Source organism: Virgibacillus alimentarius, from assembly GCF_017874635.1.
Classification (GTDB): Bacteria; Bacillota; Bacilli; order Bacillales; family Amphibacillaceae; genus Virgibacillus_B; species Virgibacillus_B alimentarius.
Genome location: NZ_JAGIKX010000014.1, coordinates 24194 through 39406 on the forward strand (window position 1 = coordinate 24194; position 15213 = coordinate 39406).

The following is a 15213-nucleotide window of genomic DNA, read 5'->3' on the forward strand; positions in this document are numbered from 1 at the left end:
TTAGAAAGACAGATCCCTCTTGATGATTCGACAAATTCAGGCGGGATCTGACCTCTTTAGACAAGGACCCCTATCCGTGATATAGTTATTTTGGGAGTGTTTACGGATATGAAGAGGATTACAATAAGGAATTTGGTGAAAAGGTTTTCTTTGAAGGTTCTTGCTGGTAAGGAGCAATTGGACCGAAACATTACCCAGCCAAAGGCACATCGGCCGGGATTGGAGTTTGTTGGATATTTTGATTTTTTCCCGATGGACCGTGTACAAGTGCTGGGCAGAAAAGAAATCACCTACTTACATAAATTAACGAAAGCAGAACGAAAACACCGGATTGGAAACATTGTAAAGTATCGCCCTCCATGTTTTATTGTTACTCATGGACAAGGGGGATTAGAGTATTTGACAAAGTTTTGCACCGAGGAAGGCATCCCATTATTATGGACTAAGGAATCAACTGCCGAATTTATTCCAAAGGTAGATGCGCATATGATTAAAACCCTTTCAGAAGAGACAGCGGTGCACGGTGTTTGTATCAATGTTTCAGGGATCGGCATCCTTTTGCGCGGGGATTCGGGCGTTGGCAAAAGTGAAACCGCGCATACACTGATCCGCCGTGGGCACCGACTGGTAGCAGATGATATGATTGTGCTAAAAAAACTCAGTCCACAGACCCTACTTGGCACACATAACGAAACAAATAGGGAATTTCTTGCTCTGCGCAGTATCGGGCTTTTAAATGTAGTGCGTATTTACGGACGCAAAGCTTTCCAGGATGAGACAAGAATTACATTAGATATCAAACTCACGAAATGGAAAGCGGATGATTTAAATAACGAACTGGAACTCGAGCAAAAGTATTCAGAATATATGGGGGTACCTATTCCATTTATTGAAATTCAGCTGCAACCGGGAAGAGATGTAGCTGGACTCATTGAAGCCGCTGCGAACAACTGGTATCTCCAGCAGCAGGGTTATAGTGCGATGGGAGAGTTTATGGAACGGGTTGAAGCGGAAGCAAGTGAGAATGCGGGTGAGGATTTTCATTAGAAATATCTTTGGTAAGAAAAATGATCAGGGGCAATGTGCGCGCCCGTGATCATTTTTATGTTATGTACGGAGTTTTTTCTTACAAAAATGTATGCTATCAACGATTGCCATCCATGATTCAACGGACATAAAAACACATTATTCTCTAAATATGCTAAACTATTCTTTAGTTCTATTCATGGAGATGTTAAAAAATGGGTTTGTTTTTAAGTGTTATCTTACCAATCATGGCTGTTTTTGCATCGGGATTTATCCTGCAGCGGATCCGGGTGCTGGATGTAAAGTCGGTTTCTGCTGTATCTCTGTACATTCTATCACCTGCGCTAGTATTTACAACTCTATATGAATCTACGTTTGATCGTGGATTTATCGTTATCCTCGTTTATATGTTTGTTTTATTTTATATCATGGTTTTCCTAAATAAAATACTCGCAAAAATTTTCAAGTGGGAACCCCAGATCGAAAGCGCGTCGATTCTTGCAACTGGATTCATGAATTCGGGAAATTACGGATTGCCTGTTGTGCTGTTTAGTGTAGGGGAAGCAGCAGTCCCATATTCCGTTTTTATCATTGTCGTTCAGGCTTTGCAAAATAATTTTTTCGGCATTTATTATGCATCCAGAAGCACCAGCGGAATGAGGCGGGCACTTGAAAACGTAATGAAAATGCCAACAACTTACGCTGCAATGATCGCATTTATTTTTCATTATTTTTCCGTGGAAATCCCTGAAGCCGTCCACTCCACGATGTCTATGGTTGGGGACGCGGCAATCCCGGTCATGATGATCGTACTTGGCATGCAACTTGGTTCGATAACTGGACTGAAGCTTAACTGGCAAGTTGTTTCATCAGCGGTAACGTTAAAAATGATTGTCGCACCTATCGTGGCTGCGCTATTTGTATTCATGGTGGATATGGATCCGATTATTGCTTCCGTTCTCATTATTATTTCCGCGATGCCGACTGCTGCGACAACAACGATGTATGCGATCGAATTCGATACCGAGCCAGAACTTGTATCGAGTATTACCTTGATCTCGACACTAGTGAGTATTGTTACACTAAGTATTTTATTAAATATCGTTGTGTAGGAATTCGAATTGCTTGGATTAGAAATTTTGCTAACGCATGTATCCTCCCCGTCATGTAAGGAGGGCGGAGGGAACTATGCTGAGGCAAAAAATACTCCTCATCGAACATTTGGATGAGGAGTATTTTTACATCTATCATTCGACAATATATGACAAAAATCGGGAAGTGACAGGCACCTAAACAGTTTGTTTGCTGAATGCTTGTTCAAATTGTTCTTGTGCTTTTTCGATGTTTACATCATGTCCCATTTCTTGCAGTGTGACTCCAATGAGACGCACTGCCTCTTTGAGCATTTCTTTTGTCGTGTTGCCCATGTGTCCAATCCGGAAGGCTTTTCCTGATAAATGTGCAAGAGCGCCTGCGACGACAACTCCTTTTTCTGCTAGTTTAGCTCGGAACTGAGTGTCTTCCACTCCCTTTGGATATAGGATACAGGTTAATGTAGTTGCAGCTACGTTTTCATCCGCTAATGCTTTCATTCCGTATTCCGCTAATCCCGCTTTTACACCTTTTGAAAACCTTAAATGGCGCTCATGCCTTTTTTCCATGCCTTCTTCCAGCACCAATTTCATCCCTTCGTTATAGGCGTACACTAAATTGACAGGTGGTGTAGCAAAGTAATTTTGCGGTTGATGCATAATCGGCAGCCAATTATAAATATCTGTATAATAAGCCGGAACATGCTTCATTTGCCTGCGGACGTCCAGTGCACTCTGATTAAAGGCGACTACTGCAATGCCTGGTGGTACGCCAATTGCTTTTTGTGACCCTGTTAAAATAACGTCAATCTTTTCATTGTTTAGGCCATGTCCTTTGCTCATATCCTCTTCCATCGCAGCGGTAGCACAAACACCATCCAAAATCACCAGTGCTTCGTGCTTTTTAATAACCGGAACGAGCTCATCTAAATCGGCAGCAACACCTGTTGATGTATCTGCGTGCGTGATTGTCACTGCTTTATACGTATCTTCTTTTAATTTCGCTTCTACTTCTGCTGCGGTAACGGACTCGCCCCACGCAGCCTGTACCACGTCAATATCAATACCAAATGCCTCACCTAACTTCATAAAGCGATCCCCGAAATAGCCATTGCTGACGACTAGAAGCTTTTCCCCCGCGGATACTGTATTCAGAATCGCCATTTCCATTGCTAATGTACCGGATCCTCCGATCACAAAAACCTCTCCATCCGTCTGAAGCAATTGTTTGGTTTGCTCAATTGCATTTTTATAAATCTCCGCAAACCGTGGATCCGTGTGGCTCCATGTTTCCTGACCAAGCGCATCATAGATCGAATCAATGACGGGCGTTGGTCCAGGAATCAACAACATTTCCTTATTTCTCATGACAATACCCCTCCGTTAATTTTATATTTCGACAAAAAACGACATTATTCGGGAAGTGACAGGCACCTTCAATATAAGATAAGTTCTTTTCCTTTTTTCTCCTTTAGGTCGGTTACATGGTAATTTCCTTCGACCCAGTCTTCTGTTTGGTCGTGATACCACTTGCTTTTGAAATGACCGGACTGGCCTGGTCCAACGATGTGATATCCTTTTGCCATGTCTTTAACGTCAATGACAAATCGCCAGGATGCACCATGATCAACAATTCCTGTTTCGGTGTCATAACTTGCCGCCATTGGAGTGACACTGCTTCCTCCAACAGGAATTGGGTCTTCAGGATTAAAGAAGAAGGCTAAAATCGAACTGGCTTCTGATAAAGGATGAGAAAACGTCACTTGGTGATAATCTCCCCATTCCCACTTGGCAAGTGTATCCCCGTGTTCTTCGATTAATTGCTTTAGGCTGTTTTCTAATGCGGTATGCAATACTTTTTCAAGACCGCCATTTTCCCTTATCCAAACCGCATCATCCCCTTTTCTCAATAACTGGTCTGTCGTCTGTCCACTTCCAGTAAATAATTCCATCATCCCGTCAGGAATTTCCTCGTCATATAAAACGGTTTCAATTTCATTCATCCATGTGTGAAAAATAAGCGGTGCTTCCTCTGTTGCATCGTCTTTGAAATCCCATTGTTTGAGTGCATCCATTGCTTTTTTCTCGTTATCCGTTAAATCAGCATCTTTCAGCGTTTTTTCAAACAATGGCACGAATTCTCTTGCCTGCAAATTCATTTGATCCATTTGTAAATGCATCATATCTTCGGAGGTAAAATTGTCCCCATCATCCAGCACTTCGGCAATGCGCTCATATCGATATGGCTGCGCCCAGACATTGCTGATGTGATAAGGATATTCATCTCCGACTACTTTATTATTCGCTGTCGCAATAAAACCTTTTTCCGGATTTTTTACAAGCGGTAATGCATCAAAAGGAATGTATCCGTCCCACTCCTGTTCTTTTTCCCATCCAGGCAGTGGAAGCAATGCATCATCTCCGTTTTCATAGATTGGAATATTTCCATTTGCTTTATATGCAATCGTTCCATCCTTGGAAGCAAAAACAAAATTTTGCGCCGGTGCCAGAAAATGTTCTAAACCTTTTTCAAATTCATCCCAGTTTTTCGCTTTATTTATTTCTAAAATCGCTTGAAGTTCCGTTGTCGGATCCAGTGCAGTCCACCTTAAAGACATGACAATATCTTTTCCGCTCTCCTCAGCGAATTCAGAGATCACCGGTCCATGGCGCGTTTCGGTAACTTGGTAATCGATTGTTTCCCCGTCTTTTACTTGAATCGGTTCATCGATGACATCTGCTTTTTCCCATTCATCTTCAAATAAAAATTCATTCGGATTCGCTTCATTTCTTTTTTCTATATATAATTGCTGTACATCAGGCCCTGTATTTGTCACGCCCCATGCAATCTGCTCGTTATGGCCCAAAATAATTCCGGGGACGCCGGCAAAAATCACGCCTTCCACATTGACATTATCTGCCTCTAGGTGCATTTGATACCAGACGGAAGGTGTGGCTAGTCCTAAGTGGGGATCGTCTGCAAGCAAAGGCTTCCCGCTTTTTGTTTTGTCTCCTGCTACCACCCAGTTATTGCTTCCGTTAAAAGCATGTGGAATAATCGCCGTTGCAAAACTTTTCTCCACATCAACCCTATCGCTAGCTGCCTCCAGCTCTCCTTCATCGATAATAGCGGGCTTATGTTCCGGATAACTTGGAAATAGTTCATATGCCTTTTCTTTACCCAATTGGTTGAGCGCATAGTAATTGAACGCCTGTCTTTCCCAGTGCCCCCCAAGGTCAAACGCCATATACTTTCCAATGGTCAGCGAATCCAGTGGTGTCCACGTCTCTGGCTCCATTCCCATTAATGTGAATTCCACAGGGAGACGATTCTTTTCTTTGGCGTCATCCATGTAAGCATTGACCCCGTCCGCAAACCACGTGAGCACCTGTTTTGCTTCATCCGAATATAAATCATACGATTCTTCAGCAGCCCGTCTTAGTCCTAGCGTCCGAAAATACTTGTCTGTGTCGACTGCCTTCTCACCGACAACCTCACTCAGCGTACCAGATGCCTGTCTCCTTGAGAGCTCCATTTGAACCATCCGTTCTTGCGCCTGAATATATCCCTGCGCCATATACAAATCATGTTCATTCTCCGCCTGAATATGCGGCACACCATTTTCATCTATCAGAACAACAACCTCTTCTTTCAGGCCTGGCACTTCAAGCGTTCCTTCTAATTGCGCCATCGATTTATTTATGTACGCATTAATCACAAAAAATGCAATCAGACCAAGCGCAACCAGCACACCAAGCGTAATGAGACTAATCTTAAGGGCACTCTTCTTTTTCCTTGGCTCAAGTAGCGTCTGTTTTGATGGCTTTTCCATCTATTTCCCCCCCTTTCTAACCATATATTACCTTATTTTATGGAAAATACCAAATTATCTGAAATATAAAAGAGGAGACATTGGTTGCTTACATTTATTATTTTATTTGGCACTTATGTAGTCACTTATATTTTTAACAACCTAATTATAACTTAAATCATCTAAAAAGAATGTGTCATTTTATAGCTAGGGAGTTTACTTACTAGATGTAAATAAACAGTAATATAATTTTTATTTCTATGAAAAATCTGAAAAAGACTTGAAATGTTATGTTTACTTAACATATAATATAAATATCCCGGGAGAGATAATACAATTTCTATTGAAATGGAGGAAACTAAAAATGTTCGAAAAAATTGAAACTGCATGGAAAAATCCTGAGATGAGAATGGAAGGTGTTCTTGAAAGTCCAGTAGGAGAAGTATCAGAGGAAGAGCTGGCAGCAGCAGTAGGTGGTTCAGATGTTAATCCACAGACAACTTGGCCATGTGTAATCATATTAACGACAACAATTTGTGATTAATAAACACATCATTAGAGAATGGATGAGTGCTTCTCATCCATTCTTTATATCACATTCTTTATATCAAGAGATAGAGGAGTTGGAAGATGGAAACTATTAAAAAAAATCCATGGGATAAATTTAATCTTGCAGCATATCTAGAAGAGATAACAATAAGCCATGTTGAAGGAAGAGATAAGGACGAAGCATTACAGAAATGGATGAAGAAAACTGGTTTTAGTAAGTTAACCTTAAAAGATAGACTAAAACAAGCAAATATGACTATAGAAGAATTTATCAATATCTTAAATGCAAAAGAAAGAAATGACATTCCAACGGCAGATTTGGAATGGATAAAGTTGTTTGAAAAGATTTTCTCAAATGATGTAAATATTTCCACTTCAGGCAAAACTATCTTCGAATGTCTAGTTGAACCTTTTATTCATTTTAGTTCAAAGCAAATTGATATCTATTTTCAAAACAATACTATATCTAGTAGTAGAGTATGTATAGATGCGGTCAAGCAATCAATTATTTCTAACATCAAGAATCAATTGAGCCCAAAAACTGTAAAACCGTTAATTTTAGAAATTAATATTTCCAGGCTGAAAGGAGAGCTTACGGGAGAAAACGACGAAGATCAGTTCGCCTATTTTATCCAAAGTAAATTAAGCACTTATGAAGGGGTGCTGAAATTTCTTAGCGAATACCCTGTATTGGCCAGACTACTGACAGAAACTACCCAATCAAGTTTGAATCACCAACTGAAATTAGTTAATCGATTTAATAATGATTTTGATGAAATACATAAAATAGTAACCCCCTTCACGTCACCTCTCATAAATATTGAAACAGGAGCTGGAGATACTCATAATAATGGGCAAATGGTTAGTATGTTAACTTTCGAAAACGGAATGAAACTAGTTTACAAACCTAGACCCCTTTCCACAGACCTGAGTTTTCAAAATCTAATCAATTGGTGTAATGACCAACTAAGGGACATTACATTTGCTAAATTAAATATTTTAGACAAAGGCAGCTATGGTTGGCAGGAATTTATAGAATACAAGGAATGTCGTAGCAAAGAGGAGGTTAAGCGATTTTATACACGCTTAGGTGGTTATCTTAGCATTCTTTATCTTCTTAATGCTGTGGATTTTCATTTCGAGAATATCATTGCTCACGGAGAACACCCATATTTAATAGATTTAGAGTCTATATGTTATCCCTTGCAGCCAATGGAAGAACAAAATACAGCCCAACATCAGGCTATCAAGACTTTAATGAAGTCGACTTTAGGTACCGGACTACTACCTATTCAGTATAAACCTGATGGAAGTATGAATGTTGAGGTTAGCGGAGTAGGAGGAAGTAAAGGGCAGTATATTGGCAAATCTGAATATATAAAAGACAATAAAACACCCAACATAAGTATAGAAAAGACAAATGCATACATGAAGAACAAGAAAAATCGACCTGTAATAAATAATGAAATCATCAATCCAGCGTTTTATCTTAAATATATATTAGAAGGTTTTGAAAAGTTGTATAAACTTTTTTTAAATCATAAAGATGATTTGGTACATGACCACGGCTTGTTAGGAAGGTTTTCGAATAACCGAATACGGTATATTGCTAAAAACACCCACGTCTATGCAAAATTTTTAAAAGCAAGTGAACACACAGACTATTTGCAGCATGGTTTAGAACGTCAGAGATTGTTTGATTTATTCTGGAATTACAGTAATCTATCCTCTAAACATTTTTTAATAACACACTCTGAAGTACAAGATTTGTTGAGGGGGGATGTTCCATACTTTTATACGAAAATTAATAGTAAAAGTATTTGGAACTCAAAAGGAGAGGAGATTACCAATTTTCTGGATGTCAGCGGTTGGGATTTGATAAAAGAAAAAATACAATCCCTTCATTCATTAGACCTTATGCAGCAAAAAAAATGGATAACAACCTCGGTTTCCACATTAACCGATGAAAATATTATTCATAGGGATCAAGAACTGCTAAAGAAGATTAAAGGAATAAATAATCCTGTTCAGTTATCTGATGCTATAGGTGACCATGTTGCTGGTGAAGCGGTTTGGGGAAGTACCGAAAATGACGTAACATGGATAGGAGTTGGAATGAATCAAGATGAAGAAGTCAGCCTCTCTCCCTTATCTATGGGGCTTTATGATGGTTTAACCGGAATTTCTTTATTTTATGCTTATTTAAGCATGGTTACAGAAAGAAAGGATTTCAAAAACTTGTCTGAGGGAGCCATAAAGCTTATCACTAATTACCTAACTTACCCAGAAAATAAACTAGGTATATCGGGTTTCCATGGGTATGCTTCAATCTTATATGGGTTATCTGTGATAAATGAAATACATGGCGTACCCGATATGGAGGAAATTACTGAATCACTAGTGAAAAAGATCTCACCACTTGTGTCTAAAGACAAATCTTATGATGTGATTGGCGGGGTAGCGGGGACATTAATGGTGCTAATAAAGTATTGGAGGAAATCAAAAAAACCTCACATCCTAGAACTAGCCAAGAAATGCGGAGATCATTTAATAACAAATTCCACTGCTATGAATAAAGGAAGGGCTTGGATGACAACACATTTAAATATTCCATTAGGCGGATTTTCCCATGGTGTGGCTGGAATTGCCGTGGCTCTTTATCGTCTTTACAAGGCAACAGGTAAACCTGAATACTTATCAACTTGTCTACAAGCAATTAAATATCAAGATTCTCTATTTAATACGAATACTTCATTATGGAAGAACCTAACAGACTCTGGTGGAGTACACAAAGACTACGGTTGGTGCCATGGATCATCAGGAATAATTTCTGCCTATCTTGAAATGTGGGAATTACTGGATAAAAAGCAAAAAAGCAATGTTAAAAAAGCAATAAATAAAACCTTTTCAAATATGGAGTATAATAACCATTCATTATGTCATGGGGCATTAGGAAATTACTGGCTTTTAAGTGCCACTCCTTTGATAGACCAAAAATATGAAAAAAATTTAAGTGAATTTAAAAAAGATATCTTGAATGATATTGAATATGATTCTATAACCAGTGGTTTTCCTGGAGCGATCCCTACACCAAGCTTAATGCTAGGTTCAGCAGGTGTCGGATTAGGTCTATTGTCTATGAAATATAAAATTCCTAATGTTCTGGTTCTACAGTAGGATTAAAAAATGATGGTGACAGGGCTCCTTTCAAAAAAAGATAGATTATGAAGGAGGAACCTATGTTTATCGATAAGAAGGTGCCTTTTGTTGAACAACAGGAACAATCGGATTGTGGTTTGTGTTGTTTAGCAATGGTCTCAAGATATTATGGAAAACATTTAACACTATTAGATATTCAGGAATTATATCAAAATGGAAGAAATGGTATTTCCTTACAAGCCCTGAAAGAAATTGCAGGAAATATTGGATTAGATGTCAAGGTGTATAACGCGCCAAGTGAGAAATTATTTCAATGCCATTTACCAGCAATTATTCATTGGAAAGGGCATCATTTCGTAGTACTTGAGAAAGTAAGTAAAAAAGGTTATACCATAGTAGACCCCTCACAAGGAAGAATCACTATTGAGCCGGAGGAATTTAAAGAATTTTTTTCTGGATTAATTATGTGTTTGAAACCATCCAAATTGTTTTCAAAGAAAAAAGAAAAAAATTTATGGATTCCATATTTAAAACTGTTGTCATCAAAAAGAAAATTGGTCCTTTATCTTTTGTGTTTCTCAATATTGCTTCAAGTACTATTATTATCCACTCCGATTCTGACGAATTATACCATTGATTCAATAATCATCCCCGGGGATTTTGAGCTGATAAACGTATTGATTGCAATTATGACCATTTTAGTTGTTTTTCAAGTATTATTTACTTTTCTCCGGGCACGTTTAGTCGTAGTTTTAAGAAATCATTTGGATTTAGAGATGATGACAAAATTTATGAGCCATTTGCTATATTTGCCTTATGGATTTTTCCAACGCAGATCATTTGGCGATCTAATGTTTCGGGCAAATAGTAATATAATGATTCGGCAAACTCTTTCCAATCAGGCGTTAGCCGGTGTTCTGGATTCTACTTTATTGGTAGTGTTTACGTTTTACTTATTTTATCAATCACCGTTTCTAACAATTATGATTACTGCCATTGGAATGCTCTATTTCCTTATGATATTTGTTGCAACCAAAAGGCTGCATCAGATTACAAAAGAAGAACTTTCAAAGCGTACTAAAGTACAATGGCATCAAAGCGAAATGATATATGGAATTCTCGGAGTAAAAATGGCCGGATTAGAAGCGAATATGTTTCAAACCTGGGAAACATATTACCTAGAACAATTAGAAGCAATCAAGAAAAAAGACTATTATGCCGCTAATTTAGAAACTTTGATTTTTGCCATTAGAACAACAGCACCTTTCCTGGTTCTTGGTGTAGGAACTATACAGGTTCTTAATAATAGTATGTCTTTAGGAAGCATGGTTGCGTTTTTTACACTTACTGTTACTTATTTTACAATGCTTGGATCACTGGCTACTTCTTTTAGCGAGTTTTCAAAGATGAAAGCATATATTGAACGTGTCGTCGATATCTTAGAAAGGCCTGAAGAGAAAAATGGAGAGAGAAGAATAGAAAGATTAAAAGGAAATATAACTGTAGAAAACTTAAGCTTTAGCTATAATGAAAATCCAGAGGAAGAGCTGTTCCTAGAAAATATAAAGTTGGATATTGAGGCAGGAGAAAAAATTGCAATAGTTGGTAAATCTGGTTCAGGAAAAACCACCGTTGCAAATTTATTGATTGGTTTATATGAACCAATCAAGGGTGAAGTTTATTTTGACGACATTCCTTTAAGTGAAATAGATAAATCAACTTTGCGTAAGAAGGTGGGAGTTGTTCCTCAAGATATTCATTTTTTTAATCGTTCTGTTATGGAAAACATTACAATGTATTCCCCTAGTGCTCAATTAGAGGATGTGAAAGAAGCTGCCAAGTTGGCAAAAATTCATGATGATATTTCTTCATTACCAATGGGGTATAATACCATGATTTCCGAATTTGGTACTAATTTTTCTGGAGGGCAAAAACAAAGAATCGCATTAGCCAGAGCATTAATCAATAAACCCACTATCTTATTGTTAGATGAGGCTACAAGTTCGTTGGATACCATTGTGGAAAAAGAGATTGATGAAATATTGTCCGATTTGGATTGTACACGAATTGTAATAGCTCATAGGTTGAGCACAGTTAAAAATGCGGATAAAATTTTTGTCCTTGATAACGGAAAGATTGTAGAAATAGGAACCCATAATGATTTATTACGCAAACAGGGATATTACTATGAACTAATATTTAATTATGATGAAAAATCAATGATTGCCACATAATTTATAAGAAGTGAAAGGAAGGCTTGCGTGTATTAGCTATTTTTAACTCAACTTTCGCATTCTCGATTAAATCTATGCTACAGACCAATGAAGTGTTTACCTGTCTAATCTGTAATGCGGAAGTTGGGGCTTTTAATATTCAACTTTCTGTATTTTTGTTATTGCACCTAACCTCACGTTACCCCCTATAATTGGTAATGAAGGAGCTGGGGTTACGCATCCAGCCACCAACTTTAGGATACGCAAGAGGGGAGGAAATATAGGCCATATCAAAAATACCTGGAAATGAATGACCATTGTTGGAGGATTATTCTAATGACAAATACTTCCTTAAAGTTGGTAGAGTAAAATTTAAGTAAGCTAAGAAAAGCAGAGCCTTTGTAAATTTTACTTTATGGAAGGAGAAGTATAATGAAGGACGGTTCGGTACGTGAAATTTGGATGGTGGAGATCATGCTTGGAATTTCTTTACTATTTGGTTTTTTGCCTCCATTCATTATGTTTTTAAAAACAAGGAAAACCAACATGTTTTATCGGGAGGCGAGTAGAAAAGCATTGAATTTTCACTTGACTATTTTTCCCTTTTTCTTTATCAGCTATTTCATGCCTGCCTGGTACACAAATTTTATTTATGTTGTATTGGTCATTGAACTATTTTTCATTGGATATGCAATGATACGCATTGCTCGTAAAAAAAGCCATACCTATCCAATTGCCATAACGTATATTAAAAAGAATGTGATTTAGGGGAGTGACTTCATGGAGAATCTACTCACTATCGGCCAAGTAGCGAAACGAACGAATGTCACTATAAGAACGTTACACTATTATGACAAAATTGATTTGCTTAAATCAAGTGAACATAGTGAGGGAGGAGTACGTCTTTATACACACAATGATCTTAACAAATTAAGACAAATACAATCTTTAAAATTTCTTGGTTTATCGCTAAAGGAAATTGCTGGCTTATTGAAGGATAAAACTGTGAAACAAGCGGATATAGAAAAAATAATCTCTTATAAAAGAGAGGAACTTTTGGAAGAGATCGATGAAAAGAAAAAAACTGTAGAAAAATTAAACGTGATGAGTGAGGTGATACATGGAAGAGATTATATTTATTTAGATATTTTTTGTTTTATCGTTTATGCAATGATTTGGGAAGAGGAAAATAAGGCCGAATTAGATGGTGCTTTACCCTTTTTGCAACGGGATGAGCGGGTGAAATTGGATAAAGAGTATTTTGACATTTATGTAGAACTTAAGCAGTTTGCTTCCAAGGAGGTTCCATTCTTTTCTGAAAAAGCCCAGAACTTAATCAGAAGGCTTGAAAAGGTAGTCGCAAATACTCTCTCCATTGATAAACATCCTGTTCATAAAGACATAAACTTAAATATTGACCTGTATAATCCTTTTTCAGAAAAGGAAAAAAGATTTATTGAAAATGCTTATAATTATTACCGCGAAACGCTTTCTTAAAAAGGAGTGAAAAAATGCTGGAAGAATTAATTCAGAAGATTACAGATTTGCCGTCCTTTTATCAGGTATTAATGATTTTTGTAATTGGCTTCGTCCCCTTTTTGGAATCCCATGTAGCTGTTCCGTTGGGGGTGATTGTGGATTTACCGTTTGTCCCGATAACTTTGGTTGCTATCGTAGCAAATTTCATTTCCGTTATGTTCCTTATAGTGTTCGCTAGTTTTCTACGAACGAACATGTTTAAAAAAAAGGGAACTTCCGTATTAGCCTCTAGGATTAATAAGGCACAATATTATTTTAACAGGTACGGAGTCCCAGGTTTATCACTCATGGGGCCGATCATCGGGGCTAATCATATAAGCGCTTTTGTTTCAATGATGGCAGGTGCAACAAGAAGGCAAGTAATCATCTGGCAGTTTATTTCTATTACAGCATGGGGAATAGGTACAGGGATTCTATTGATCTATGGTATAGATGTGTATAATCTATTAAAGGAATAACTTAACCTAAGGGGAGGAAATATTGTTTATTGCATTCATACGATAGAAACGAATAATCCGCAGCTACTTCTATGAAATATTTACACCGCACCCTTCGGATCCACTCTTGCCTGAATTTATTGGTAGTAACTAATTTTAAATACGAAAAGAACTTTTAGTGAAGGGAAAATGTAAATACCATAAAATCCATTCATGCGAGATATTTATTTAATGGTGTCAATGATTTTTTTAAGCTCCAACCAATAAATAATATACTGGCCGATTCCTAACAGAATTAAAATTAAAAGTGGCATGAAGGGGATGTTACTAAAATAAGCTATTATACCTATTCCTAAAGGGATTGCTACTGAATAATAAATATAGACTTTTCTACAGGCCTGAAGAGTCATCCATTTTAAACCTTCATCTTCCTCTATTAATTCAGTAGGCTTTAAAGTAAAGAAATTAAATTTTCTTGCAGGGTTCTTCATATTATATACAGTAATTAAAATAATCCAGGTAAGAAACACCACGAAGAACATAAACTTTAAATCAGTTGACTGTATAAAAAGTGGAAAATACTCTGAATAACTATGTTCTAAAATGGCAGTTCCTAATACAGTTAAAAGCAATATTTGAAATAAAGGAAAACGTAATAAATTCTCAATCATATTTTACCACCAATTAGCCCTTCTTGTATTTTCATTCAATCCAAAAAACTTCTCCAATATCCTTCCCCAAGGCATTTGAAATTTTAATTGCTAAAGTAACAGAAGGATCATATACACCTTTTTCAATGAAAGCAACTGTTTGTCTAGTCACATTTACTTTTTTTCCAAGTTGTTCTTGGGTTAGTTTTTGTTCTTTTCTAAGCTGTTTGACGCTATTTTGGAGCATATGTATTTTCCTTTTTTTCTTAAGTGGGATAAAATAAATCTACTTTTAAGATAAAGTATGACCTTTGCAAGTTTCTCATTGAAACTATAAATAGCAGATTTGTAGTTCGTTGATGGAGTTCCTATGTCAATTCGTAAACTTTAATTAACTCAGTACTTCATTAAATGTTTTTCGTCTATGCTTGTTCAAACGCAAATACAGCAATTTTTCCAAGATATTCTTTTCGCACCTTCCGAAAAACATCACCGAAAAAAACTCTAAGCATCAGAAGCGTTCAACACCCTGAACACTTATATATAGTATACCTTATTTTCACACATTTGATAAACAATTTCATCATAAAATAATCTAGTATTTAAGGAAGTGTCTTACCTATGTCTACTAGTATCGTATGTGACTTATCTCAACAAAAACTCCCTACCACTATTTGGCAAGGAGTTTTTACATTCTATGAAGCGAAAATCTATCGTTCTATTTTCTCCAGTCGACA

The 15213-nt window shown here is 37.2% G+C and carries 12 protein-coding genes; 8 read left to right on the forward strand and 4 right to left on the reverse strand.

All coding sequences use genetic code 11. The annotated features are described in order from the left end of the window. Window positions 1–108 precede the first annotated feature (108 nt). Both hprK and J2Z81_RS08705 read left to right on the forward strand, forming a co-directional pair. Window positions 109–1047 carry an HPr(Ser) kinase/phosphatase gene (gene hprK / locus J2Z81_RS08700; protein WP_029265907.1) on the forward strand — a complete coding sequence of 313 codons (939 nt, stop codon included), beginning with the start codon at window positions 109–111 and terminating at the stop codon, window positions 1045–1047. Window positions 1048–1241: 194 nt separating this feature from the next. Then, complete coding sequence (locus J2Z81_RS08705) at window positions 1242–2138, forward strand: AEC family transporter (RefSeq protein ID WP_029265909.1); 897 nt, start codon at window positions 1242–1244, stop codon at window positions 2136–2138. A 177-nt stretch (window positions 2139–2315) separates the two neighbouring features. On the opposite strand, the gene J2Z81_RS08710 is transcribed toward J2Z81_RS08705, so the two are convergent. Next, window positions 2316–3485 (reverse strand): pyridoxal-phosphate-dependent aminotransferase family protein, encoded by a 1170-nt coding sequence (locus J2Z81_RS08710; protein WP_226371165.1) that lies wholly within the window; start codon window positions 3483–3485, stop codon window positions 2316–2318. Between the two features lie 68 nt (window positions 3486–3553). Beyond that, window positions 3554–5950: a penicillin acylase family protein gene (locus J2Z81_RS08715; RefSeq protein ID WP_226371166.1), complete on the reverse strand. Its 2397-nt coding sequence runs from the start codon at window positions 5948–5950 to the stop codon at window positions 3554–3556. A 343-nt stretch (window positions 5951–6293) separates the two neighbouring features. Between J2Z81_RS08715 and J2Z81_RS08720 the strand changes: the two genes are divergently transcribed. The 6 genes from J2Z81_RS08720 to J2Z81_RS08745 all read left to right on the forward strand — a co-directional run bounded on the left by J2Z81_RS08720 (window position 6294) and on the right by J2Z81_RS08745 (window position 13847). Beyond that, entirely contained in the window at window positions 6294–6473 is a 180-nt protein-coding gene (locus J2Z81_RS08720) for a class II lanthipeptide, LchA2/BrtA2 family (RefSeq protein ID WP_029265914.1), read from the forward strand. An 86-nt stretch (window positions 6474–6559) separates the two neighbouring features. Further along, window positions 6560–9655 carry a type 2 lanthipeptide synthetase LanM family protein gene (locus J2Z81_RS08725; protein ID WP_226371167.1) on the forward strand — a complete coding sequence of 1032 codons (3096 nt, stop codon included), beginning with the start codon at window positions 6560–6562 and terminating at the stop codon, window positions 9653–9655. A gap of 62 nt (window positions 9656–9717) precedes the next feature. Then, window positions 9718–11871: a peptidase domain-containing ABC transporter gene (locus J2Z81_RS08730; RefSeq protein WP_226371168.1), complete on the forward strand. Its 2154-nt coding sequence runs from the start codon at window positions 9718–9720 to the stop codon at window positions 11869–11871. Window positions 11872–12282: 411 nt separating this feature from the next. After that, window positions 12283–12618, forward strand: a complete 336-nt coding sequence (locus J2Z81_RS08735; RefSeq protein ID WP_029265919.1) for a DUF4870 domain-containing protein — start codon at window positions 12283–12285, stop codon at window positions 12616–12618. A gap of 12 nt (window positions 12619–12630) precedes the next feature. After that, entirely contained in the window at window positions 12631–13347 is a 717-nt protein-coding gene (locus tag J2Z81_RS08740; RefSeq protein WP_226371169.1) for a MerR family transcriptional regulator, read from the forward strand. Between the two features lie 14 nt (window positions 13348–13361). Further along, a complete protein-coding gene (locus tag J2Z81_RS08745) occupies window positions 13362–13847 on the forward strand; it encodes a small multi-drug export protein (RefSeq protein ID WP_029265922.1) in 486 nt (161 codons plus the stop codon). Between the two features lie 203 nt (window positions 13848–14050). Here the strand turns inward: J2Z81_RS08745 and J2Z81_RS08750 are convergent, their stop codons facing one another. After that, window positions 14051–14497 (reverse strand): hypothetical protein, encoded by a 447-nt coding sequence (locus J2Z81_RS08750; protein ID WP_029265924.1) that lies wholly within the window; start codon window positions 14495–14497, stop codon window positions 14051–14053. Window positions 14498–14528: 31 nt separating this feature from the next. Next, window positions 14529–14723 (reverse strand): helix-turn-helix transcriptional regulator, encoded by a 195-nt coding sequence (locus J2Z81_RS08755; protein ID WP_029265926.1) that lies wholly within the window; start codon window positions 14721–14723, stop codon window positions 14529–14531. Window positions 14724–15213: the final 490 nt, after the last annotated feature.